We start from the raw sequence: 23,227 nt of genomic DNA, 5'->3' as shown, positions 1-23,227 counted from the left end.
CCTCAATCCTTCTCCGCCCTCTCCGCCCTCTTCGCAAGCTCATCCCTGAAATTGTCATTCCTATAGATCAGCGAAAACCTGGCTTCCTTCGATTTCCTGAGAAGATCCTCCACCTCCGTCCAGGCGATGAGCAGGAAAACCCCTCTCACCGGCTCCCGATGAAACGACTGCGTCCTAGTCACGAACTGATCCTCCACCAGCTTCCGCTGCTGGTTGGCGACAAGCGGCCCCTGCTCGGTGGTGAGCTGCTTCCGGAGTTTCTCGAAGCGCCCTTCCATGGCCTCCGCGCCGGCCTCCGGATCGGAGTAGTGGACGGTGACTTCATAGAGCCCGCCGTTGAGGAATTTCCCCTCGACCGCCGAGGCTGCGGAATCCGGGAGGAAACCTTTTTTCCGCCGGACGCTGAGGACGCGCAATCCGGGTTGATCTCCGGGGAGAAAGATATTAAGATCCAAGGAATGCTTGGAAGACCAAGATATCAATTTTTCGGGAGAATCACCCCAGCGCAGCCCAAAGGGAGGTGCGAGGATGGCCTGTGCGCTCAGGCCGGAAACGGCGAGGAGCATGCAGGCCAGCGTGTGGAGGCAGGTTGTCCGGATCACATGGCGATCATCCTCCGGAAGGCGCGCCTCCGCAAGCCGCGATCCCTGCGGCGCGGCTTCGCCCTGGTGGAGGCGACGATGGCCATGTCGTTGCTTTCCGTGGTCGGGCTGTTTCTGCTGAAGCTATCCCTCAACGTCATCGCCCCGCGCCAGTACTCCCTCCAGCAGGTGCTTTCCGACTCCCACATGACCTTCGAGCGCGCCCGCGCCGAGCGCATACCCTTCGAGAGCCTGCTGGCGAGCAATTCCCCATGGCCCGCCTATCCGGCCTTCGCCACGGAAAACGTCGTACTCGGCAGGCTGCCCGGCGGCACCGCCGTCTCGGGCACAGTGTTCCGAACCCGCATCGCGGATGCCGAGAACTACCCCATCGACGGCGGCAGCGGAACGGTGGTCTCCAACCCTGCGGCCATGAAGGTGTGGCGTGTCCAGAGCATACTCCGCTTCGAAATCTCCGGGCGGACCTATGTGAAATCCCGAACCCTCGTCCGCGCCCAATGAGGACTTCCGCAAAAAAAGCCCGCCACGGTTTCACGCTCCTTGAGCTGACCGTTACGATGATGGTCGGCATGACCATAGGCGCGCTGATCCTCGCGATGCTCAACCAGCAGGTGGCGTTTCTGAAAATTTTCCGCGCGCAGAGCTTCCTCAACGAGGAGGCACCCATCATCAGCAACCACGTTTCCAAGCTGCTACTCAACGCAGAGCGCTTCCGTCTCCACTCCTCAGTGGCGGATGCCCTTGCCGGAACGAACCCCCGCCTCACCGATTCCCCCGTCTGCGTGCTGAATTTCCGCCAACCGGACGGAACGGTTCGCGCCGGCATCCTCTCCTTTGAGAACCGCGGCCAGGGGAACGCCCTCTATTACTACGTAGTTCCCGTCTCCGGAGTCCTCACCGCCCCGCAATGGACTATCACAAACAAGCCCTCGAACGTGAGCTTTTTCGTGGAATCCGGAATCATACGCACCCGCCTCACCGGCCCCGCAGGCGAAGAGCTCACCTTCTCCGGAGCCATGCAGTGAATACGACCATGAAAACCAGCCCCCAAAGGGAACATCCATCCGGCTACGTCTCGCTCGTGACCGTCTCCACGGTCTCGTTCTTCATGCTCGCCCTGATGCTCTTCGCATACACCCGCGCCATCAACGCACAGGGGATACAGTCGGACATACAGACCCAGGGAGACTACCGGGAAAAGGAGGAAACCATACTCCGCTCCATCGTCGCCATCACCCCGAACCGGGCCATCCGTGCCATGCAGGACGGCTCCAACTCAACCGCAGCAAGGCGCAACCCGCTGCGCTGGGAGGACATTTTCAGCGAGGCGCTGACCCAGTCCAACGCCCGCAAGTCCATCCCGGATGACGTCGCCGCCGCGCTCAGCCTCAACAACACCTTCGGCGCCAACCCCGGCGACTCAGCCCTCGGCAGCAGGGCGCGCATGTTCAAGTCCATGGTCTCCAACCCCGGCCTGGTATCCGGCGGACTGAACCGCGATCTCGGCACCGGTTTCCCGCCTGCCCTGAATTCGAACACCCCCATCACGAACGACGACATCTATCCGATCATCTCCACGCAGAAACAATACGGCGGGCTGGCCTCCGGGAGGGTCGGCCTCTCTACGACGACATACAAGGATTTCAATATCCTGACCTACCCGCAGATCAACTTTGGATACTCCAAGCCTGGCGACCCCTTCGTGGCGAAGCGCAACTGGTGGGCTTTCACCATGGATCTGGCGGATCATGACGACAACATCACCAAGCTCGCGCGCTTCAAGCGCCAGTTCGTCCTGTCGATCTACGAGATCCCCTCGCAGCTGCCGATTTCCGCAGGCTCATTCATGTCGCTGGGCAGATACGGGAACGGAGACAACTGGGAGAACGTCACGATCGCCGGGAACATCTTCGCGAGCCGCGCCATCGTCGAGGGGAACACCGCCCTCCCCGGCCTTGCGACACGCCGCGGATCCCAGCTTTCATCGGGGACGACGATCGCCGGGAAAACCTTCAACGGCAACCCCTTCACACCCGGCGTCCGCGAGACCTACCGCCTTACGGAAGGCGATTTTTTCCCCATCTCCCTCTCCTCGGAAAGCGGCAAAGCCGCCTTCGTGCCGATCAATCGCGGTGCGGACTACTTCGACCGCTTCGCCCACGGCACGGAATCGACCACAATTTCCCCGACGACGTGGAACCAGTATTCCGTCGGTGCATTGCAATGCGCGATGACGCTGGACATTTCCAAACGTGCGAGCGCCAGCGACAGGACACCGACGGAGTTGCGCTTCACATACCTGAAGAACGGGAGCCGCCAGACACTGACCGTCCCGCTCAATTCGGGCGTGGTTGCGAACCTCCCCGCCGGCTACATTTCATCCGTATCGGAGAACCAGACAGTGACCTTCGCCACCCCCGTGGACACGGCCTACGGAGCCAACGGCTTCTTCTATTACAAGAACAACCTCAGCGGCCCCGTGACGTTCAACAACGCGACTTTCGGGGATCCCATCGTCGGGACGGTCAAGCGGGGGTATTTCAAGCCGATCTATCCCTTCGGCATCAAGAACCTGCCCAACGGCAGGATCTGCGTCGCCGTCTATCCGGAGCGTTTCAGGGATTTCCTGCTGAACCTCGGCGCGGACGGCCTCGACATCAATAATTCGCTCGCGGTCAATGTCGATTACGTGACGGGATCGAACCTCACCAGGCCCAACATCCCCTGCACCGCGAACGATTACGGCGTCATCCTCCAGGAGTGCGGGAACCTCACTTCTTTCACGAAGGGCTTCTCACTGGTGACAAACCTCCGTCTCCACATCGGCGGAGATTTCAACATCGTGCCCACCACTCCGCCCGCTGGCTTCACCCCGCCGAGCGGGACTTTCTACCCGCCATGCTCGCTCTTCGCCCCGGAAAAAAGGTACGGCGTGGAGTTGGATCCCTTTGGCGTGGAGCACAGCGGCCAAATCGGTTCACTCGCCAGCGAGAGCGCCGCCAATCCGATCCGCCCGCTCGATGCCACCGGAGTTTCCGGCACATCGATGTCTGGAAACAGGATCAAGATCAACCTCTCCCCGATCCGTCACCCCGCCGAGCTGCCGCCTATCACCATGATGAACTGGCTCATCCTCATCGAGGAAAGGCGCAAGGAATACTACTGAGCCGCATCAGGCAGAGGAAAAGATGGTACACGAGGACGGGATCGAACCGCCGACCGACCCGGTGTAAACGGGTTGCTCTACCGCTGAGCTAATCGTGCAACTTGTTTATCTACAAGGGTTTAAGGCGTTAAAGTGGGAGGGTGAAAATCTGCTTGTATACTGGCTATGTATACTCAAGGTTTCCGTATGGGGCAAGGTGAGGACAATTCAGGCGATCTGGTCCGGGTCGACAAGTGCCTGTATCGGCTTTCGACCACAGGGATGTACTACGCCGTAATTCGGCATGAGGGCAAACTGCATCGGCGGAGCCTGGAGACGACCGTCAGGGCAATCGCGAACCGCAAGCTCCCGGACGAACGCCGGAAGATCACAGCGGTCGACAAGCGGGCAGGCAAGGTGACGCTGGGGTCGCTTTGTGATGAGTATCTGGAGACCTTGAGGAACGCCGAGAAGACGTTGCGTGAGAAAAAGGCCATGGTGCGAACGATCAAGAAAACTTGGCCGACGCCCGATGGGGGTAACCGCCCCGTCGGTAAGATTCGACCTGCCGAAGTCGCCAAGTGGCTGGTTGGGGTGAATGGCGGAGCCGCATATTACAACGCCCATCTCTGGTTTATCCGTGCGGTGTTCGAGCATGCGGTGGAGAACCGGCTCCTTCACGAAAACCCCGCTGCCAACATCAAGGTTCAAAAGAGGGGGCGTCCCATCCGGTCAACGCCTTCCCGCGAACAGTTCCAGGCGATCGTGAAATCCATCCGGGGAGAAAAACTTAACGCCAGACGGGAGGACAGTGCCGATCTGGTCGAGTTCCTGGGGCTGGCCGGGGTCGGGAATGCCGAGGTCAAGAATCTCACGTGGGGGGACGTGGACTTCGCGACGGAGAGGATCACGCTGTTTCGGCAGAAAACCCGACGCGGCTTTCAGGTGCCGCTCTATCCTCAGCTCCGGGAATTGATGGAGCGGAGGAAAGGTAAGGAACCCCGCAAGCCGCGGGATCCTGTCTTTCCATTCCACTCCGCACGCAAGGCCCTGCAGACGGCCTGTGACAAGCTCGGTTATCCGCAGTTCGAGCACCGGGCTTTTCGCCGGATGTTCATCACAAACGCGATCGAGAAAAACATCGATGTTAAAGTGATCGCCGAATGGCAAGGTCACGTCGATGGCGGGAAGCTGATCCTCGACACCTACAGCCACGTCCGCCGGCCTCACCACGACGAGATGGCGAAGCTCCTCGGAAAAGAGGATTAGCCACAAAAAGTCAGAGCTGGAAAACCATGACTCCCTCGGATCAAACAGAACGCCCAGCAGGTCTGCCTGAGCACTCATTTTTTGGCCCGCTTCCGTTCGCCATCAAAATGTTCGTGGCGTGGTATGGTCCAGAAATTCTCCATCCGCACGGCCTTGAGGTGATGCTCGATGAAAAGGGCATTCAAAAGATGGAGTCGAATCCCGAGGGGCGGTTTGTTCTAGGGGCGTTGAGACGCAAGCAGCGTGAGCAAGGCTACGGGCCAACCGAATCGGTTCGCTTGGCTCTCCAGCGGTATGGAGGACCCGGCACGGACGTGAAATTCGAGACTCACTGTCGGATCCTTGTTCTCTACCAGGAAGCTCTTCGTAATCAGGGCCGGTTCCCCACAGTCCCAGAATTGATCCAGGCGGGGGCGAACAAGGGCCCAGCTCAGAGCGAGTCAGGAATCACCCGGATCGTCGATGAGACCCTGATACTCCCGAGAGTAAATGGCAAACGGCTCAACCCATTTATGCGTCGAGTTGCGAGGATATCGCAAGAGGCTGATTTCCTGACTCAGCTCAATGCTGTTCTTCGGGAGTATCCCGACGTCTACACCCCGATCCCTCTCCGCACCCCCGATTTTGTCTGCCATGCGGTGTATGAGCATCTCCGCAAGACGCATCAGCTAGACCCCGGGCGTTTTTGTTTTTTTTCGCTAGCTGATTTCTTACCGGATTACTCCAAATCTGTTTATAGCGGTGAAACGGAAGCTAGTCATTCCGCTTCATCAGCTGAGGTGGATTTGCAGAAGCCGCCCGTCGCAGAGCTAAAAAAACTCTGTGAGTTCGCGTATGTGGATCCCAAGTATGACGGCAACTGGGAGATCTCTCCTGAGGGTGAGGCGTGGCGTCAAGCCAACCCAAAGGTGTCGATTTCGGAGTATCTGGAGCTCCCAGTTTTGACACAATTCCTAGCGAAGCTTGAGGAACAGAATTTCCGGCTTTTTGCTGATTCTCTTGGATACTCTGGGGGTTAAAATTACGAGGCGAGTCATCCCCAGAGTATTAGATTTTCATTGGGGATGACGCTTGCGGCCTCATTCGGGCATATGATGCCCGCTATGTCTGAAAAACACCCCCAAGAGGCCTCACCGGCCCAGAAGATTGTCCCGGATGTATACCGGGTTCCAGAAGCTGCCGAACGCTTGAATGTGTCCGAGAGGACCATCCGTCGGCTTGTCAAAAATGGCGAACTCCGTGCCCTGCCGCAGCTTCGTCATTTGCTGATTCCACGCTCAGAGGTCGAACGTCTTCTCGACGTTCGCCGCTGAACCAAACCCAAATGAAATCCTCATTTATTCCATCACCAACACTGAAACCAACTAGAACCATGAAACACCTGTATCATTACACCCGTGCCACCAACTTGGTCGGCATTCTCAACTCGGGTCAAATCCATCAAGCCACCGCCTTCGTAAACACATCCCGCGAGAAGCCGGTAGTCTGGCTGTCATTCCACCGACATTGGGAACCCACCGCAACACCCATGCTATACGATTTCTCGCCGCTGAGCTTCGAGGAATTCGCTGAGGTCGAAACTCCGATCCGTATTGAGGTCGATCCTGAGAAATACCGCTTCGGGTGGCTGGCATTCACCCGCTTGTCGGGGTGCAAATCCAGGGTCGCCAAAGTCCTGAAGCAGACGGCAAAGAAATCGGGAGCCAACATTTCGCAGTGGCGGATTAGCTTCGACGCCATCCCATCCGATGACTGGATTTCCATCGAGGGATTCTTCGACGGGCAGTGGAAAGTTCTGCCCCAGGAGATGCTTGCCAAAATTGCGGAAGCTCGCCCGCCTGAACCCGTCTAATCAATCTCACCCTGCATTTTATGATTGATACAATACGCATCAACTTCAACCCACCCCGGCCGCTTCGCCGTTCATTCGACGAAACCAAGGCCATGCTCAGGGAGGATTCACGTTGGAGCTACAGCTACGACCGCATGCAGGTCGGAGAGCGGTGGGTAAGCGGGATCATGCTCAAGCATGGTCCCTCAAAGCTTCGCATCGGCATCGCCGGGGATTCTGCGGTATATGTCGAAACCAGTCTTCCTCGTCTGGTCTTCGGCTACAATGGCTCGCTGATTACTGAGCAAAGTCAGATCGAATCGGCATTCTCGCTGATCGAAGGACAGCTCCAGCAGTGGGCTTTGAACCCGAACGAGACCGGCTGGGGTCGTGGATACGAGTTCGTCAGGATTGATCTGGTTCTGCAGTTCGAGATTCCGGACATCCCTGCAACGGAGATGATCCAGTCCATCGCGATCATGAATCATCCTGACTGCCGCAAAGGGCGTGGGGACTGGTTCTTCAATGGTTTTAACTCCGTTACCCATCTGGCGGGGAAGATGAAAATTACCGCCTACGATAAGGAACTTCAATTGGACGAGAGTCGGGGACTTGGAGAAACGCTTCGGCTTGAGGCCAGGTTGGAAGGTTCGCCCCTTCAGAGGTTCCTTGGTCCTGAGCCCGGAGTTTGCCCGAGGGAGCTGAACTTCGATGAATGCTACCAAGCATACCGTGCCATCATGCACGGATTCCGCCCTAGCAGTTGCAAGGTCGGAACGACGCGGAATGGCAAAGATCGTTCAAAGCAAGATGTTCTGCTCGACGTGTTCGCCCACGCCTGCCGGGTAAATCTCCTCATGCCGGACGGCCGCACCCCGCTCGACCATCTCCGCTCGTGCGGAGCGTGCAAAAAGACAAAAAAAGATACCCTGCGTGACATCGCGGGCCGGAACCTTGCGGTGATCGGGGTGGACTGGCCGGAGCTCTTCCCGGAGCAGTGGCCGCCACCTTACCTCACCAGATCGGTCGCCGAGCAGCTCCACCAGTTCCGGGGCACGGCCAGGAGGCAGAATCGTGAATCCCAGTGATCGGCACCTGAAGTGGGGGCAGGTGCACTATTAGGTGTAAGAAGCAGAAAGAAATTTTCCTTTCGTTCAAATCAATGAGCGGAAGGAAAACCGGATCACCGGCTTGAAGTCTTGCCATCGAGTCGGAAACACGAGCCACTGCCGGCGTAAGCTGGCAGTGGCTTTCAGGTTCCGCTGGGTGTCCCCTTTACCCGACCGGTGACGAGCGAGGCGAAGCCGAGTGAGGAACGCAGGCAGGTCGGCGAAGCCGTGCCTGCCGTGGGAGGGTAAAAGGGGCACCAGCTAGGAACCGGTTTGGTTTCCAGGCACTAAGGTCTGATGCACACTGGACGCTTCAATGGGCGGTCTTCAGAACCACTTGGCGACTTCTACGGATTTTTCCGTTCATTCCCGCTATCACAAGCGTATCGTTTGAATGACGCTCGCTCTCAACCACACTCCACCAGCATGATCGAGTGGTCCGTCACCCTCGCCTCCCTCTCACCGTGTGAATACCTCACCTCAGTGATCCTGGCGTCGAGTGACGGGCTCACCAGTGCATGATCCAGCCGAAAGCCGTTCTTCCATTTGTTTGAATACCAGGTGAACTCCCTAGCCTCAGGATTCCGTGTTCTCCACGCATCGACCCACCCTTGCCCCAGCATGGCGTCGAACTGGTGTGCCGAGGTGAAGGTCTTTCCTGCCTCGTCCTCGTAGTGTCTTCCGGTGTTCATGTCGCCGATCAGCATCGTGTCCTCCGCCAGATAACGTTCCGGCAGATCTAGGAGGAAATCGAAGACGGGTCGCTTCCTCTCCTCCCCTGGCAGGTATAGGCCGAAGACGTTCAGTTTCTCGAATCGGGCGAGGATCACGCTCTCCGGGTAAGACCCCAGCTCAGGATCGGACATCTCGCCGGGGAAGGTCTGTGACTCGAACGGATGGCGTGCCGCTACAAGCACGGTATTCAGCCCTGGTGGGCCTTCCGGTGCGGCCTGGTGTCCGTAGCCCTGATTCTTCAGCCAGTTCCTCAGATCGGCTCCCTGTGGGTTGTTCCGGAATTCGCTGAGGATAAGCACGTCCGCCTTGTAAGGTTCCAGTGCTACCTTGATCCGGTCGATGCGGGGGCCACCGCCGTGCATCAGGTTCCAGGTGAGAATTCGCATCGGTTCCCGTAGGGTGTGGAAATCCTCCTGTGCTAACAAGTATCAAAAGGCCTCCTGAAACTAACCTCCATTTGCGTCGTGCTGACTCAGCCTCAGCCCTCATGCTCATAGCCATTGTCTCTCGGCTTGCCTGCCCGTTTCGTATTGGCAGAACGAGGCCTCTGCTGTTGCATGAAGGAAGATATGTCCGATCAAATCACCTACTACGGGGAAGGCGATACAGTATACGCCGCCATCGGTTCATTCGCCCATGGTGGACTGTTTCGCCTACGCTACAATCCTGAGCTGCGGTGGGATTTCTTGATTCCGAATTCATCTGATTGGGACTCCTCCCATCAGGCAATTTTCCGCAATTACAAGCTGACCGAGATACGTCCGGAGGAGCTTCCAGCAAACTTGCCGCCTATTCCAGACTCGCCGGCCGGCTCCTTCGATGAAGAGGAGAGTGCTTCCATCTCCGAGACCGGGATCCCAGCCGATCATTACCCTGTCCTCCATGATGCACTCAAAGCAGCAGGAAGCGGCGAGCTACAGGTATTTATCGTGCTCGAAGAAGATACGTATGAAAGCAAGTTCGGGGACGGCAGGTTTGACTATTTTGAGGGGGCGTTTTTTACCGAGGAGGCTGCTCAGGCGTTGGTGAAATCGAAAGAGCGGGACTGGATACGCCACCACCTGCTCGTGGATACTATTTTTCTACGTGACGAGCGGATCTCCATCCGGGGCACGAGTCGGGAAATGTTTGCCAGGCATTCTCTGGGTGAGGTCGCAGAGTCACTTGAGAACCTGATTTTGGCCGCGAGTTCTGGAGCATGAATTACTTTCCGTTTGGAAGAACCGAAAAAGAAATTTCAACCATGGAAACAGACCACTATGACGCGGAGACGATCGATCAAGATACATGGGGGCATGCGATAGCCCAATCCTCTTCTACACTGACGGACTTGGGCCATGCATCGGCGTCTGCATCGCCTGGAAGGGCTGGGCCGCTATCTTGCACTCGTCGAATCCGATCATGGACGAAATGGATCTGTTCAAGCCAATGATCGAGGAGGCCAAGCGGGTGATACCCGAGCATCTTCATTCCTCCATCCGTCCTGTGGTTTGCGGTGGTGACGTGGACGAGCCCTGGGAAACCGATCCGGATGAGGATTTCGGTGAAGATGACATTCTCCTGTGCCGTGCGAAGGCAATTGAGCTTCTGACTCAAAGCGGCTTTGGAGACCCTTTTGTAGTATGGAGCCCTTCAGGGATAACGGCCGCCGTAGTCGCCGATTTGAAAGCGGCGGAGGTTTATGTCGAGCATGAGGGGGAAGAGGTGGGTCGATGGCCCATTCACCAAGGAGGCTGAATACTTATTCTATGCGAGGTGTCCTTGCCGCACCATCGAGCCTGCGGTGGAGAAAGGATGCCAGTGTCAACAGGTCTATGGCGTCCTGTTCGGTGACATGCCAGTGGATCTTCGGTGAGTGAGCGGTCGGATTCCGAAACGTCCCGAATAATCCTTTGATCAGGGTTGAGAGGCCAGTCTGTTCCATTTCCTCCGATTCAGTTTGCAGCGTGTTGAACGCCAGCATAGGCATGCCAGCTTTCCCAAGGACAGGGAACCGATCAACCAAGGCAGACCCATCGCCCCTCATTCCGGTTCTCGTGCGAATTTTCGCTGCGACACTTTTCGATGCCTCCAGCACGACGTGGAAGTAGTCGTCGGAAAGGAGCTCGGGTCTGCAGGATAGCAACACATCGGGGTGAATTTCTCGTCGAAGCAGGTTTTCCCGCAGACGCTTTGCTCGCTTCTCCGCTTCGGACAAAGTCTTCACCGCTGTAACCCTGCGGAACCTACCATCGGCACCAAGTTCAAGCCCTGTAAAGCAAAGCACTTCGTTCAAAGCTGACAGCTGGGACTCGAAACGGTTCTTCCTGCCGACGTATCGCACGGGATCCATGGTTCGTTGTAGAAAATCGAAAACCTTGTTCCCGCAGCGGTCTGCCCGCTGTTGTTCTTGGAGAGCAAGAAGAAGGCGACGCCACTTGGTGCCAGTTGGCATCGGATCTTCGATTCCGGCCTGATCAAGCAGGCTGCCAATCTCCTGACCCGTCAGACCATTCTCGGTATCCGCAATTACGATGCAAATGCTCTCAAGCTGGGCGTGACTGAATTCTGTGAGAGCTGCCATAACGGGTGAGTGGGTTTGGCGACCTCACAGCCGCCGACGCGTTCTATGATGCCTCCGACAGCTCCAGCCCCTTCTGGATCACGGTCACCGCCATGATATCGAAGATTCCTGTCTTGTCGGTGTATTTCGGGTCGGCGAGCTGCTCGTAGAGTTGGCGGATGGCGTAGGCGTCCTGAATGTCGCCGTTCAGCTGATCGCGGAAGACACTTTCCAGGAAGGTCAGGTCTGCACGGTGGGCGGCGACGGTCTGCTGGACGGACTCGTCGGCAATCTTCTCCTCCGATACTTCACGGATGTGCAGTGCCTCCTCGTCGGAAATCTCGAACTGCTCACGGATCTTCGTGATCATGTCCTGCACGGAGATTTTCTTCACGGGCGGTGCTCCGCCGCCACCCCCACCACGGATCGGCTTGGGCTTCTTCTGCCCGCCCGGCATTTCAACGATGCCGTTGTCGAGAACCGCTGCTCTCTGAACCACCGTCGCCCGCACCAGCTTCATCAGCTCCGAAACCGAACCTTCTTTGATCAGCTGGGGTCCGACGTAGTCGGAGAACGCGGCGAAAGTATGGACCGGCTCTTCGTAGCTGAAGAAGGCGTTGAGGAAATGGAAACTCTTCGTGAACTTGGCCATCAGGTAAACGAATGCCTTCCGTTCCTCGAAATCCGTGATCGCCTGCTCGAACCTCAGCTTGCAGTCCTGAACCTTGGTCGCGAGAGTCGCCTCCTCGCCCTTTTTCAACAGGTTGACGACCTCCGCCGCGTCGTCATGGGTGAAGATGCCTTTATCGAGGATCTCTTCGAGGATCTCCAAGCACTTGCCTGGCTCCGGCTCGTCGGGTTCGTGGGGTGAACCGTGTCGGTATTTGTGAAATGCCTTGAGGATGGCTTTGGCGTTGTTTGTGAAGTCCACCACGATCACGCCTTCCTTATCCGGGTGACAGCGATTGAGCCGCGAAACCGTCTGGACTGCATTGCGGTCAGCCACCGCCTTGTCCAGGAACATGCCTGCCAACAAGGGTTGGTCGAAGCCGGTCTGGAATTTGCTGGCGACGATCATGATTCGATAAGAGTCGTCCTCGAACCGATCTTCAATCAGCTCCCCGTCGTTGAGTCCGTTGATCTCATGCTCGGTGACGAGCTTGTTGGTTCGTGGATCCACGAAATCCGAGAAAGCATAGAGCACCTTGTAGTCCGCACCCGCCCGCTCCTTCAGCTTTTCGGTGATGATCCGCCAATACTCGAGACCCGCGATCCGCGAGGTCGCCACGATCATCGCTTTGGCTTTGCCGCCGACCAGGTGCTTCACCTGCTGCTCGAAAATCCGCAGCATGACCTCGGACTTGTATTGGATCAGCTCGGGATCTTGGAACGCCACGTTCTTGAGTGCCTTCGAGACGATTCCAGGCGGATAGAGCTTCTCTTCGGCCGGCAGCGGCACGATCGGGCAATGCAGGTTGTAGAGGGTCTTGTAGGAAATGATGCTCTGGGCGACGTCTTCGATGTATCCCTCCGCGATTGCCTCCGCCTCCGTGTATTCGTCGAAGGCCTTGCCGAAGAGCTGGATCGTCGCTGGTGACGGTGTGGCGGTGAAGGCCACGTAGAGTTGGTTCAGATCCCGTTCGGCGATGACCTTGGCCATCTTGTCCTGTGGATCTTCCTTGTCCTGGGCGTCCTCCGCATCGGGTTCTTCCGGCGAGTGGGTTGCCGCAGCCTCGACGGCGGTCGTCTCCTCGTCATCATCGTCGTTCCCGGCTTGGTAAACGGCCGGAGTCTCCGCAACCTTGGCTAGGTTTTCTTCGACGCGAAGCACTTCGGTATCACGAAACGGTTGGCTCCGCTCCCGGGCCATCCGGCCTTCTTGTGAACGATGAGCCTCGTCGATCAGGAAAGCGACCCGCAGCTTCTTCAGCCCCTCGTCCTTGGAAATTTTGTCGAGGACGTAGTGGAATTTCTGCTGCGTGGTGACGATGATCTGAGCTCGGTTTTCGATGGCTCGCCGCAGGTGACCGGATCGCTTGGCGAAGACCACCTTGTCGGCCAGGTGGGAAAACTTCTCCATGTCTTCGCGGATGTTCTTGTCCAGGGACTTGCGGTCGGTGACCAGAAATACCATGTCCACGACCTTCTCCAGTGTGCGGGGCTTATAGAGGCTGTTCAGGCGGTCGGCCATCCAGCACATCGTGAGCGTCTTGCCCGAGCCGGCGGAGTGGTTGACGAGAAACTTCCGCCCGATGTCGCCGTGTTCGGTGAAGTGCCCGGTGATCTCCGTTGCCACCTTCTCCACGCAACGCCTCTGGTGGTAGCGGGGGAAGAGCGTGAAGGCCGGACGGGCTCCGCGATCCTCGGAGGCGTCCTGAGCCGGAGCGTTTACGAGGTAGAAGGAAACCGCCTCCAGCAGTGTATCCTTCGAGAGCACCTCGCGGTAGAGGAACTCCACGGGATACTCGCTCTCGCTCTGGGCGTGGTTGGTCAGTCCGGTGTTGAACCAGCGGAAGTTCTTCTCCGCTCTCGGATCCGTGGCCACCTTCACTTGTTGTTGATCAGCGGCAATGTGCAGGAAGGGGAGCTGGAAAATCCGATCACGGTGATCACGGTTCACATACTGGGTAACCGCATGATTCACGTTCTGGCCACCTGCGGTGTGCTTGAGTTCCACCGTGACGATGGGCAGGCCGTTGAGGAAAATCGCGAAATCAGGCCGCATGTCGCCGCTGATGATCAATTCGGGGATGAAGGTCAGCCGATTCTCCGCGTAGAGCTCGTTGGCGACGCTTCCGCTGGACCGTGGCTTGGGGAAATAGAGTTTGATGTCGTGCCCCCGCACGGTCAGTCCGGTGCGGATGATCGACCACAGGGGTCTGCGTTCCAGCTCTTCCCGGAGAGCCTTGAAGACCTCATCGCGGGCATCGTGGCCGTAGTCCTCTTCGAGTCGCTCGACCGTTTCGTTCTGCGTCTTTTTGAGGAAACCCCAAAGGTGATCCTCCGCGAAGTAGAAATCCCGGTCGGTGATTTCGCCCATCGTCAGGACGCCATAGCCATGCTCGCGGAGCAGGAACTCCGCGATATGTTTCTGGAACGTCTTCTCAGGATTCTCTGCCATCCTTGTTAGGTTATCAGGAAATCCACGATCTCCCGCAATGACGGAATCTCCTTCTTTTGGGCTTCGATTAGTTCCTGTGGAAAGAGTTCCGGGCACTTCTTCTTGAACCGGTCGAGGATTTCCGTGTCGCGATCAGTCCCCAGGTGGTTCCGGCAGAACCGCTTTTTCCAAGCATTTGAGAGGTGCCGATCTTTCTTGGGCGGCGGGTCATCCAGCAGGGTCAGAAGTATCCCTTCGAGACATCGGGGGCCGCTGGTGACCAGAGTGATCTTGTGTTTGCGAAGCCAAGCATTAGGGATTTCATCGGTCGGAAGATCCTCATCAATGAGCAGCAGGCTACGGGCATAGGCACCGAGATCGAGGTGCTTCTTGATCAGTCGGGTGGCCACTTGTTTCGGTCCGCCGCCCTGGCCGGCATCGATCAGCACCCTGGCTTGAATCTGATCCGCATACAATGAACGCAGGTAATTGAGGAAAACCGCATCGGCCTTTCCCTCGCCAAACAGGACGATGCTCTTTTTCCGTGCCAATGCTAGAATCGTTCGGGTTCAGGAACGGCCTCGTATCTACCTGCGTTGTAGTTGGCGAAGAAGTTTTCTTCCCGCCGCACTCCCTTGACTTCGCTGAGCCGCCGCACCTGGCTGACGTTATCCGCGTCCTTCTCGACGAAGACGATCTGCTCCTTGGCGAGCAGGTTCAGGATCTCCATGTGGTGGCAGGTGAAAAGCAGTTGGGCACGCTTCGGATTGGTGTGCGGATCCACGAAGAGATCCAGGAGGATCGGGATCAGGTGCGGGTGCAGGTCGGACTCCATCTCGTCGATGACAGCCATGCCGCCATCGGTGAGCACGGGCAGGAAGGTCCGCAGCAGGACGAAGAGCCGCTTGGTGCCGGCGGACTCGTGGGTGAGCGGTAGCTCGAACTGGGCCTCGCCCGAGCGATGCACGACGTATGGCACCGGAATCTTTTGGGTCGCCCCGGTTTTGTCGTTGAGAACTTCGAGCTCCTTAATGTGGAAGCCGGAGATTCCCAGATCCGCCGCCTTGAGCCGGGCCTCGATGTCCGCGACGAAGTGAGGATTGTCCCTCAGGTATTCGCCACAGCGGATGATCTCCGAGGTGCGGTTGCCATGGACGACCTCGGCCTTGCCCATACGGTCCACGTTGGTCTCGAAGGTGCCGAGCGAGGCCATCACCTTCTTGAACTCCTGACGGCCTGTGACCAGACCGGCGGAGAGCATCGAGGCATTCGGCCGCTCCTTGAGCAGATTGCGGATAGCGGTGAGGTCGGTGAAATCATCGTCCTGCGTGAGCAGGGCTCCACGTGCTCCCTCCTGCCGCTTCAGCACGATGCGGAAGGACTTGGTTTCGGGGTTCCGGAGTGACAGCCGCTCCTCGATCACGGTCTTCCGCGTCAAGGTCGCCGCATAGCGATAGACCCTGCCGTTGCCTTCGAACTCCATTTCCACTCGGGTCGGATCATCCGCCTTGGTGGCAAAGGGATCCACCGGGATGATCTCGTCCCCGTCCCCGACTGGGTGGTGGTAAGAATGGCGGATGAAGAAGTTCAGGAAAGCCGTCAGCTTGAGCAGGTTGGTCTTTCCGGCTGCGTTCGGTCCGAACACGCCGGCAAGCACCGTCACCTGGTCTCCGCAGGAGGACTTGGTGAAGGAATCATCGGTGGGAGTCTTCGCCCCGGTGGTCAGGGCGAGCTCGCCGGAATCCCGGAACGAACAGAAGTTCTCAAAGCTCAGGTGGCGTATCATAGCTGCATCAAGCTACGTGCTGGTTCGGTAAAATCCATCATATTTGCAAGAATTTCTGCAAATCGGCTCAGATTTTAGGATTTCAGGCCTCCAGAAAGGCTGCGAAGCCGCCTTCGCCTGCTCCACAACGTCAGATTGAGATCGGGACAGGAGTAGGGACCCCGAGCCTCACCGCCACTGGCGTGTAGATGTCGGTCTCCGCTCTGGGCAGCGAAAACGACATGATCAGGGAGTACCGCGTTTGCTTGTTGAACCGCCCGAGATGGGGTCGCTCACGCCACCAGCCCACGGCGGGATGTACGGCGATCAGGTTCGAGCCAGCAAGTTCCGCGGCGGTACCCGTCCACACATCGGAGTGAATTGATCCGACATTTCTGGTTTCACCAAGTGACCAATGATCCGCAGCTCCTTCGGTGCCCGGATGCAAGTCATCTTCCCGTGCTTTCCGATTCACACGCTGAACAAAATCCACCTCCTCCTCACCGGGACCATTCAACTCGAAGCGGAGAGCGTGAGATGCATAACGATACCGATCCTTCCAGCCCACCTCGCCGGGGCTCGGTTCGATGAAATAGGAGAGTGTCACCCGCATCTGAACCGGCAACTCGCCGCAGTCTCGCAAAACATCGACCGGCCACGGCAATCGATAGACGTGCATGTCTTTTGAAACATACCGACTTTGAGTCTCATGCTTGTCGAAGGGTTGGAGTGCTGCTTGGGAAATCAGGGAAAGCGAGTTCTTTGCACATGAAATCGCCCTTTCGAGGTTCGGAACCCCGTAGCCGCAGATTCTGGCCAGTTGGTGGTAGGCTCCTTTCGACTCGTTTTGCAGATACTTTCTTCGCTGGGTTTCCGTCCATTCAGCGGAGTGCACAATCAAGCCGCGGATGGTTTCCGGCCATGCCTCGGGATACTCCGCCTGCAGCCGGGCAGCCATCCAAGCCGCTTGTGCTGAAGCCGCACTGGTGGCATCGAACGATGCGAATTGTGCAATCTGGGGATCGCGATAGGTCGACAACAGCTTGAGGTCATCGGTATCGAAGACTGAATCATTGGGGCCGACCGCAACATTTCCACCCTCAAACAAAACGTCCGGCTTGATCGGCCATTTCCGATTGGGCCAGGTCGAAGAAGTGGAGGAGAACGGCGAAATATCGCCGGCTTCAGCCAGGGGGGTGTAGGAGGCAAGCATCGGATCAACAATCCGGGTTTTCTCGGTGTAGGCACCAACGCTGAGGGCGTTCCATGCCTGGGCAGGATCATGCACCTCCCGAGTGATATTCGATGCGGGAAAATTCTTCCAATCCTCGGGATCCTTGACGTTGCCGGCACTGATGATGATCAAACGCCTTCGGTCATCCGAATATCCAGAAGCCAGTTCATCGATCTGCCCCGACCATGAGGACGGTCGTCCTTGTTGCAGGGCTTCTTCACTGGTGACGGCCATGCAGATCACCCGCTTGCGATCCGGTGGGCCTTGGATCTCTGCCCGACTGATGCCCCGGGCTGTGTAATGTCCCCACAAACGCCGTGGGTTAGCTTCCGGGGGCGGTGGGAGAATCTTCGCTGACTCCAGTCCGTGCCGGATGACGATGTCTTCCCCGGATGCAATGTAATGAAGCAGATCTCCATACGCTGCCGTTCCAGCCATCAGCGTCCCGTGTCCATGATCATCCTGAACGTCCCATGTGGGTTCGGCAACATGACAGTCTTCGTCGGGGAGTAAGGGCTCCAAGAGACGGTGTCCATTGTTGACACCATGGTCGAGCACGAGGACACACACGTCATTGGGGCGATGAATCGTGGTTCGGGAAAGCAGGTGTTCCAGCCACTGTGCTTGATCTGCGTTCTCCTGCTCGACAAAGAACGAGGCCACTTCCCTGGCGGTGCGAAACTCGGCGATGAATTCCGAGTGTTCGATGAGCGACTCCAACTGTTGCCGATTTGCCAAGATCAACCGGACGGTTCTCTCCGGAAAGCTCAGAGAACCCTCACCACGCTGAATTCCTAGTTCCCCACAGAGCCCCTCAAACGACTCGATGACTCCGAGGTCTTCGCTGCTCAGCCACGCTTCGACCCACTCGGGCGTTTCTCTTGGAATTCGATCACGCGAATCCTGCCAAAAGGATGACTCCAAGATGGCCGCCCTCACATCTCCGATGCTGCCGATCAACGTTGCGTTCTTCGGTGTGGTGGTCCCGTCCTGCCTGGGTGGATTGTCCTCAGTGGCGTATTGAATGGCCTTTTGCAGGAAGTATGAGCTCTTGCTTTGGGGGATGAATACTGTCGCTCGCGTGACCTCTGAACCCTCCGGCCCCTCTTTGCGGACATTCAGCAGTTTGATCCCCGCCCGCCTCGACTCCAAGCTCCCCAAGGCGAGATCGAATCCGGGCTCACTGGCAAACTCCAGGTAGACTCCCTGGCGGGTGGAGTGGGCCACAGCCTGTCGATTTGCCGCATCGCCCCAAGCATTCTCCAGGGAGGTCCTGACGTGTTGAGCATGGGTTGGACGATCCTGGACGCGTAGCCGAGGGCCATCACCTCCTCGGCGAGGGCTGCTATAGTCCTCCCGTTGATCCGACGGGCCTTGGAGGAACAAGTGGGGGAATCGTCCGTCGGCCATGGATCAGTCGCGTGCGTGGGTCTGACTGCGTTCACCAAGTGTCCGGAGTAGTGCCTTGGTGTCCACCTTCTGCTTATCGGTTAGGATCGCTTCTTTGATCGCATCGCGACAGGCGTGATCGATCTCCGCGTGGCTGAGGCCTGAACTTGCCGTTAGGATCGCCTTCCAACCGAGACGGCCCATGAACGAGGAGAGCACGTTCTCGATCAGCCGGCGTCGGGATTCTTCATCCGGCATATGGTAATGAAGGACATCGTCGAAACGCCTGAACAGAGCCCGATCAAGCAGTCCCGGGTTGTTGGTGGCACCGATGATGAGACTGTCGGAGCTATCCTGTTCGATGAATTGAAGGAGTGCATTGAGCACTCGCCTCATTTCGCCCACGTCATTGTCCCGGGAACGCTCGCCGCCTATCGCGTCGAATTCATCGAAAAGATACACGCCTGGTTCGTCGCGGATGAGGTCGAAGATCTGCCGAAGCTTGGCACTGGTCTCGCCCATGAATTTGGTCACGAGCTTGTCGACCTGAATCGTGTGCAGGGGCAGGCGGAGTTCATGTGCCAGCACCCGGGCTGTGAGCGTCTTTCCCGTGCCCGGTGGGCCGGAAAGCAGGATTTTCCGACGGTTGGAAAGGCCGTGCTTCTTGAGTTTTTCCTGCTGGCGGTGCTCGTGGACGATTCGGCGGATCCGCTCTCGGAATGCGGCGGGAATGACCAGGGCTGCGAGCGGGGTGTCGGTCCGCTCGGACATCACCATTCCGGCCAGATCCTGAGGAAACTTGAGCAACGCGTTTCCACCCCGGGCCTTGCGTTCCTTATCCACGATTTCGCGGATATCGTGGGCCAGTGCCGCGTGGCCCTGCTGGGCCTCATGTGCGGCCACCTGCAGGGCCAAGGTATAAAACCGCTCGTGGTCGTCACTCAGGTGAGACCGGATTAAGGATTTGATTTGTTCGGCTGTGGCCATCGGGTGGTGATTGTAATGTAGTGGATCTCTTGGCAAGGGTCGAGTCCGCTTTCTCGGGCTAGCCGCCCCCAGTTTTGGCTTTAAGCTTGGCAATATCAGCCTCCGCGATCTGCCGCTTGCCGGTGACGCACTCGTGGATCAGGACCTTTCGGTAGGTGGTGAGGGTGGAGATTTGTTCGACTACGTTATCGCGAATTCGTGATGCATCCGTAAGTGCCTGATCAATGTATTGAACGATCTCTTTTTGCTCTTCGATAGGCGGCAAGGGTATGGGCAGGAGCCCCACCTTTGTCGAGTTTGTGGAGGCGAGGTTGGTTGTCTTTTTGCCAGTTGCTTCAAAATAGTCTCGCCCGTGCTGCGACGAGGTAACGTAGGCGAGGAAATCAGGGAGCAGGCGATGTTTATGGCAACGGACTGCGTGCACGTGGTTCTGGTGCATGCAGGGATCAATCTCACCTCTCCAAACGCATCCCCGTCCGAGTTTATCCAGATCACCACCTTCGGTCATGAGCACATCACCGGGTAACAGCAGGTTTTTCTCCACGATCTCCGGCGGAACTTCGATGTGGGTAATTTGCCTAAGATCCACGAAGCCGTCCTGGACATTGGCTGCCCGCAGATAGGGCATGCTGACCAATATCCCCTCGTAGGTTTTGCCGAGGGTGAGACCTGCATGGTTATCACTGAGCCTCTTGAGTGAGACGCATTTCCAATGCGACGGAATCTCTTTCAGCCATGCGTTATCCAGCTGCCGCATTTTGGGATTTGGGGAAACTCCCTTTAGCACTGCTGGCGTGATGATGGACTTGCGGAGGGCATCAAGGGTGTCGAGCTGTTGCCGCTTCGTTTTTATGGCACGGTCGATCGCCTCGCAGCTCGCGTCCAGATACGCGGCGATCCGCTTCTGCTCGTCGATGGGTGGGAGGGGAAGATGAGTGTATTTCAGGAATCGGGCAGAAACCCGCTGCTGACCAGCTGCACCGTGCATGTTCTTTTCCGCCCAAGCCCGAAACGTGGGGTTGAAAGTGTAGTAGTAGAGGAATTTGCCGTCGGCCTCATGGGATGGACGAAGGACGTGGAACTCGGTGCTGCCGAATGCGTATCGTGTGGGTAGCGTTTCAACGTAGGCTCCCTTGCCGTTCTCCATGCACGGCGTGATTTTTGCGAAAAGGACATCCTTCGGCTCGAATAGTGTCAGTCCAGGGGTGACGTCGTCAAAGCGTTCGCATTTGCCGGCATCAATGGCTCCGAGCTCTGAAATGGTCTCCATCGGGCAGACGGTGCACTCTTCGTCCGCATCTGGCTTGCCGGATGAGAAGGAGGGCGAGAATTCGCAGACACGCTTGATTCTCGTCCGCCGCCAAGTGTTCGGGTGGCCGCCAAGCCAGACATCACTGGTGATATCCTTGCTCATGCCCCCTCCTTCGCCAGTGCCTTGAGCAGACCTTCCGCCTTTTCCTCCAGTTTCCAGAACTGCTTGAGCAGATCATCGGCCTTGGGTGGCGGCGTGTAGCGGTAGAAATACTTGTTGGGCAGGATCTCGTATCCGAGCTGCGGACGGTCCTGCCAGCGGATGATTTGCCGCTCGATCTCGCGTTTGAGGAAGGCGGGGATGTAATTGTCCGGATCGCCCTTGTCATCGAAGGGGATGTATTCGTCGTCCTTGATGTAGTGGCGGTGGGTGTAGCTGACCTCGGTTTCCAGGCGGTCGAGGGTGGCGGCGGTGAGCTTGCCCATCTCCTTGCCGAAGCGGACGGCGATTTCCGGCTTGTAGAGATCGAGGAAGCTGTCGTCCGGGCCGAGCGTGAGGTCGAAGCGGTGGACCTTGCCGCTCTTCGGGGCGGTGACGCGGATGTGCAGGATCATCTCGCTGTCGTAGAACTCCTGCTTGGATTTCACGTTGGCCGCCTTGAACTGCACCGGGAAGGGCTCGGTGATGATGGCCGGCTGGTCGTTTTCATCGGTCTGCCAGAAGACGACCTCGACCTTGTGGAAGGCGAAGTCGTGGCGGGTGAAGAACCGCACGTTTTCGTCCTCGGAGTCCTTCTTCCAACCCTTGTGATAGCGGTCCTCGATCCACTGGCGGTGGCGTTCGACGATGCGGTTGCGTTTGTTGCCGAAGGACTTGGGCTCCTTCTCGAATTGCTGGCGGGCGTCGATGATCATGATCCGCCCGTCCCGCTTGAGTTTCCGGCGGTCGTTGCGGAGCAACCAGACGTAGGTGAAGATGCCGGTGTTGTAGAACAGCTCGTTGGGGAGCATGACGATCGCGTCGAGCCAGTCGTTCTCGAGGATCCAGCGGCGGATCTCGCTCTCGCCCTCGCCGCAGTCGCCGTTGCTGAGCGGCGAGCCGTTGAAGATGATGGCCACCCGGCTGCCGCCGTCCTCGACCGGTTTCATCTTGGCGAGGATGGTCTGGAGGAAGAGAAGCGAGCCGTCGTTCACCGCGGGCATGCCGGCGGAGTATCGGGTCTTCCGCAGCTTCTCGGCCTGGTCCTGATAGCCGTCCTTGCCGCCCCAAGTCACGCCGAAGGGCGGATTGCTCAGCATGAAGTCGAAGTGGTTCGCCTTGTCGGTTTCCGGAAACTGGTCGCCGGGCTCCTTGCTCTGCGGATCGTGGGGGATGAGAGAATTTCCCCAATTGATTGTCGCGTGCGACTCGCCGCGGATCAGGGCCTCGGAGCGGGCGATGGCGTAGGTTTCCGACATCAACTCGGTGCCATGAAGTGTGACAAGCCGTTGCACGCGATCCCGCTCCTCCTCGGTCTTTGCCTTTTCGAGGAGGTGCTCCTTGGCCACGTAGAGCATGCCGCCGGTGCCGCAGGCCGGATCGTAGATCGAGGTGTGGTGGGTCGGGATGGGGATTTCCAGTAGCTCAACCATGAGCCGGATGACCTCACGTGGCGTGAAGTGGTCACCCGCCGCCTCCGCGTGGGCTTCCGAGAACCTCCGCAGCAACTCCTCATAGATATAGCCCATTTCCAGGCTGGAGATTTTCTCAGGACCGAGGTCGAGGGTGGAATACTGGTTGAGGATCGGTGCCAGGCGGGCGTTCTTGACCATCTTTCCGACGATGGCCCGGTAGTCGAAACTATCGAGGATGTCCTGCACGCCTTCCGAGAAGCCCTTGAGGTAGGCACGGAAGTTTTTCTCCAGCAGCGTGTGATCCTCCTCGTAGATCTTGCGGAGCGTCCAGTCCGTCGAATTCGAGAACCCGGGCGACTGCTTCGGGTTGAGTTCCAGACCCTTCACCAGCTTCGCCAGCTCCTCGTCCTTGATCGATTTCCGCTTCGAGCGGATTTCCTCCGCCTTCCGCTCCCGCCACTGGATCAGCACGCACTCCAGCCGGCGGATGGTGATGATCGGCAGGACGACGCTCTGGTATTCGTGGGCCTTGAGCTTGCCCCGAAGCCGCTCGGCGGATTTCCAGATTTCCTCGGCAAGGTTGTTGAGGCGGGCTTTGTCGAGGTGGGAGGAAGGCTGGGTCATGCGGAATGTTAGGATCGACACCTGAGGTAT

At 57.9% G+C, this 23,227-nt stretch carries 20 protein-coding genes and 1 tRNA gene; 10 read left to right on the top strand and 11 right to left on the bottom strand.

From position 1 onward, the window contains the following. Positions 1-2: 2 nt before the first annotated feature. Positions 3-602, bottom strand: coding sequence for a hypothetical protein (locus tag HZ994_11690; GenBank protein ID QTN32956.1), 600 nt, complete (start codon positions 600-602; stop codon positions 3-5). Between HZ994_11690 and HZ994_11685 the strand changes: the two genes are divergently transcribed. Genes HZ994_11685 through HZ994_11675 form a run of 3 tightly spaced genes read left to right on the top strand, consistent with a single transcriptional unit; the run spans position 603 to position 3,768 of the window. Then, the gene (locus tag HZ994_11685) at positions 603-1,103 is read left to right on the top strand and encodes a hypothetical protein (protein QTN32955.1); all 501 of its coding nucleotides are present in this window, start codon (positions 603-605) and stop codon (positions 1,101-1,103) included. Then, positions 1,100-1,627 carry a prepilin-type N-terminal cleavage/methylation domain-containing protein gene (locus HZ994_11680; GenBank protein QTN32954.1) on the top strand — a complete coding sequence of 176 codons (528 nt, stop codon included), beginning with the start codon at positions 1,100-1,102 and terminating at the stop codon, positions 1,625-1,627. The genes HZ994_11685 and HZ994_11680 overlap by 4 nt, the downstream gene beginning before the upstream one ends. Positions 1,628-1,635: 8 nt before the next feature. Then, positions 1,636-3,768 (top strand): hypothetical protein, encoded by a 2,133-nt coding sequence (locus HZ994_11675; GenBank protein ID QTN32953.1) that lies wholly within the window; start codon positions 1,636-1,638, stop codon positions 3,766-3,768. A gap of 23 nt (positions 3,769-3,791) precedes the next feature. Here HZ994_11675 and HZ994_11670 read toward each other — a convergent pair. Continuing rightward, positions 3,792-3,866, bottom strand: a tRNA-Val gene (locus HZ994_11670). Between the two features lie 163 nt (positions 3,867-4,029). Here HZ994_11670 and HZ994_11665 point away from each other — a divergent pair. The 5 genes from HZ994_11665 (at position 4,030) to HZ994_11645 (ending at position 7,935) form a co-directional block, all read left to right on the top strand. Further along, positions 4,030-5,016: a tyrosine-type recombinase/integrase gene (locus HZ994_11665; GenBank protein ID QTN32952.1), complete on the top strand. Its 987-nt coding sequence runs from the start codon at positions 4,030-4,032 to the stop codon at positions 5,014-5,016. A 26-nt stretch (positions 5,017-5,042) separates the two neighbouring features. After that, positions 5,043-6,035, top strand: coding sequence for a hypothetical protein (locus tag HZ994_11660; protein ID QTN32951.1), 993 nt, complete (start codon positions 5,043-5,045; stop codon positions 6,033-6,035). An 84-nt stretch (positions 6,036-6,119) separates the two neighbouring features. After that, positions 6,120-6,329, top strand: coding sequence for a helix-turn-helix domain-containing protein (locus HZ994_11655; protein QTN32950.1), 210 nt, complete (start codon positions 6,120-6,122; stop codon positions 6,327-6,329). Positions 6,330-6,388: 59 nt separating this feature from the next. After that, positions 6,389-6,868, top strand: a complete 480-nt coding sequence (locus HZ994_11650; protein ID QTN32949.1) for a hypothetical protein — start codon at positions 6,389-6,391, stop codon at positions 6,866-6,868. 20 nt (positions 6,869-6,888) lie between these two features. Next, positions 6,889-7,935, top strand: a complete 1,047-nt coding sequence (locus HZ994_11645) for a hypothetical protein (GenBank protein QTN32948.1) — start codon at positions 6,889-6,891, stop codon at positions 7,933-7,935. A gap of 428 nt (positions 7,936-8,363) precedes the next feature. Here HZ994_11645 and HZ994_11640 read toward each other — a convergent pair whose 3' ends face one another. Continuing rightward, positions 8,364-9,077 (bottom strand): endonuclease/exonuclease/phosphatase family protein, encoded by a 714-nt coding sequence (locus tag HZ994_11640; protein QTN32947.1) that lies wholly within the window; start codon positions 9,075-9,077, stop codon positions 8,364-8,366. Between the two features lie 171 nt (positions 9,078-9,248). On the opposite strand from HZ994_11640, the gene HZ994_11635 reads away from it, so the two are divergent. Together HZ994_11635 and HZ994_11630 are read left to right on the top strand one after the other, a co-directional pair. After that, positions 9,249-9,893 carry a hypothetical protein gene (locus tag HZ994_11635; protein ID QTN32946.1) on the top strand — a complete coding sequence of 215 codons (645 nt, stop codon included), beginning with the start codon at positions 9,249-9,251 and terminating at the stop codon, positions 9,891-9,893. Between the two features lie 199 nt (positions 9,894-10,092). Further along, entirely contained in the window at positions 10,093-10,428 is a 336-nt protein-coding gene (locus HZ994_11630) for a hypothetical protein (GenBank protein ID QTN32945.1), read from the top strand. 4 nt (positions 10,429-10,432) lie between these two features. Here the strand turns inward: HZ994_11630 and HZ994_11625 are convergent, their stop codons facing one another. The 8 genes from HZ994_11625 to HZ994_11590 all read right to left on the bottom strand — a co-directional run bounded on the left by HZ994_11625 (position 10,433) and on the right by HZ994_11590 (position 23,197). Then, positions 10,433-11,254 carry a TIGR02391 family protein gene (locus HZ994_11625; protein ID QTN32944.1) on the bottom strand — a complete coding sequence of 274 codons (822 nt, stop codon included), beginning with the start codon at positions 11,252-11,254 and terminating at the stop codon, positions 10,433-10,435. A gap of 43 nt (positions 11,255-11,297) precedes the next feature. Then, a complete protein-coding gene (locus HZ994_11620; protein ID QTN32943.1) occupies positions 11,298-14,354 on the bottom strand; it encodes a type I restriction endonuclease subunit R in 3,057 nt (1,018 codons plus the stop codon). Positions 14,355-14,359: 5 nt separating this feature from the next. Next, the gene (locus tag HZ994_11615; GenBank protein QTN32942.1) at positions 14,360-14,884 is read right to left on the bottom strand and encodes a hypothetical protein; all 525 of its coding nucleotides are present in this window, start codon (positions 14,882-14,884) and stop codon (positions 14,360-14,362) included. Between the two features lie 2 nt (positions 14,885-14,886). Further along, positions 14,887-16,119: an ATP-binding protein gene (locus HZ994_11610; protein ID QTN32941.1), complete on the bottom strand. Its 1,233-nt coding sequence runs from the start codon at positions 16,117-16,119 to the stop codon at positions 14,887-14,889. A gap of 130 nt (positions 16,120-16,249) precedes the next feature. Then, the gene (locus HZ994_11605) at positions 16,250-18,742 is read right to left on the bottom strand and encodes a S8 family peptidase (protein ID QTN32940.1); all 2,493 of its coding nucleotides are present in this window, start codon (positions 18,740-18,742) and stop codon (positions 16,250-16,252) included. A 3-nt stretch (positions 18,743-18,745) separates the two neighbouring features. Continuing rightward, positions 18,746-19,708 carry an ATP-binding protein gene (locus HZ994_11600; GenBank protein ID QTN32939.1) on the bottom strand — a complete coding sequence of 321 codons (963 nt, stop codon included), beginning with the start codon at positions 19,706-19,708 and terminating at the stop codon, positions 18,746-18,748. A gap of 58 nt (positions 19,709-19,766) precedes the next feature. Beyond that, complete coding sequence (locus HZ994_11595; protein QTN32938.1) at positions 19,767-21,122, bottom strand: restriction endonuclease subunit S; 1,356 nt, start codon at positions 21,120-21,122, stop codon at positions 19,767-19,769. Further along, positions 21,119-23,197, bottom strand: a complete 2,079-nt coding sequence (locus tag HZ994_11590; protein QTN32937.1) for an SAM-dependent DNA methyltransferase — start codon at positions 23,195-23,197, stop codon at positions 21,119-21,121. Before HZ994_11590 ends, HZ994_11595 begins: the two co-directional genes overlap by 4 nt. Positions 23,198-23,227 lie beyond the last annotated feature (30 nt).

The organism is Akkermansiaceae bacterium (genome assembly GCA_017798145.1).
Taxonomy (GTDB): Bacteria; Verrucomicrobiota; Verrucomicrobiia; order Verrucomicrobiales; family Akkermansiaceae; genus Luteolibacter.
This window is presented reverse-complemented; position numbering and strand designations above follow the sequence as displayed.

Coding starts and splice junctions, on each gene's coding strand:
- HZ994_11685 (QTN32955.1), top strand. CDS start 603: ATGGCGATCATCCTCCGGAAGGCGCGCCTCCGCAAGCCGCGATCCCTG.
- HZ994_11680 (QTN32954.1), top strand. CDS start 1,100: ATGAGGACTTCCGCAAAAAAAGCCCGCCACGGTTTCACGCTCCTTGAG.
- HZ994_11675 (QTN32953.1), top strand. CDS start 1,636: ATGAAAACCAGCCCCCAAAGGGAACATCCATCCGGCTACGTCTCGCTC.
- HZ994_11665 (QTN32952.1), top strand. CDS start 4,030: ATGTACTACGCCGTAATTCGGCATGAGGGCAAACTGCATCGGCGGAGC.
- HZ994_11660 (QTN32951.1), top strand. CDS start 5,043: ATGACTCCCTCGGATCAAACAGAACGCCCAGCAGGTCTGCCTGAGCAC.
- HZ994_11655 (QTN32950.1), top strand. CDS start 6,120: ATGTCTGAAAAACACCCCCAAGAGGCCTCACCGGCCCAGAAGATTGTC.
- HZ994_11650 (QTN32949.1), top strand. CDS start 6,389: ATGAAACACCTGTATCATTACACCCGTGCCACCAACTTGGTCGGCATT.
- HZ994_11645 (QTN32948.1), top strand. CDS start 6,889: ATGATTGATACAATACGCATCAACTTCAACCCACCCCGGCCGCTTCGC.
- HZ994_11640 (QTN32947.1), bottom strand. CDS start 9,077: ATGCGAATTCTCACCTGGAACCTGATGCACGGCGGTGGCCCCCGCATC.
- HZ994_11635 (QTN32946.1), top strand. CDS start 9,249: ATGAAGGAAGATATGTCCGATCAAATCACCTACTACGGGGAAGGCGAT.
- HZ994_11630 (QTN32945.1), top strand. CDS start 10,093: ATGGACGAAATGGATCTGTTCAAGCCAATGATCGAGGAGGCCAAGCGG.
- HZ994_11625 (QTN32944.1), bottom strand. CDS start 11,254: ATGGCAGCTCTCACAGAATTCAGTCACGCCCAGCTTGAGAGCATTTGC.
- HZ994_11620 (QTN32943.1), bottom strand. CDS start 14,354: ATGGCAGAGAATCCTGAGAAGACGTTCCAGAAACATATCGCGGAGTTC.
- HZ994_11610 (QTN32941.1), bottom strand. CDS start 16,119: ATGATACGCCACCTGAGCTTTGAGAACTTCTGTTCGTTCCGGGATTCC.
- HZ994_11605 (QTN32940.1), bottom strand. CDS start 18,742: ATGGCCGACGGACGATTCCCCCACTTGTTCCTCCAAGGCCCGTCGGAT.
- HZ994_11600 (QTN32939.1), bottom strand. CDS start 19,708: ATGGCCACAGCCGAACAAATCAAATCCTTAATCCGGTCTCACCTGAGT.
- HZ994_11595 (QTN32938.1), bottom strand. CDS start 21,122: ATGAGCAAGGATATCACCAGTGATGTCTGGCTTGGCGGCCACCCGAAC.
- HZ994_11590 (QTN32937.1), bottom strand. CDS start 23,197: ATGACCCAGCCTTCCTCCCACCTCGACAAAGCCCGCCTCAACAACCTT.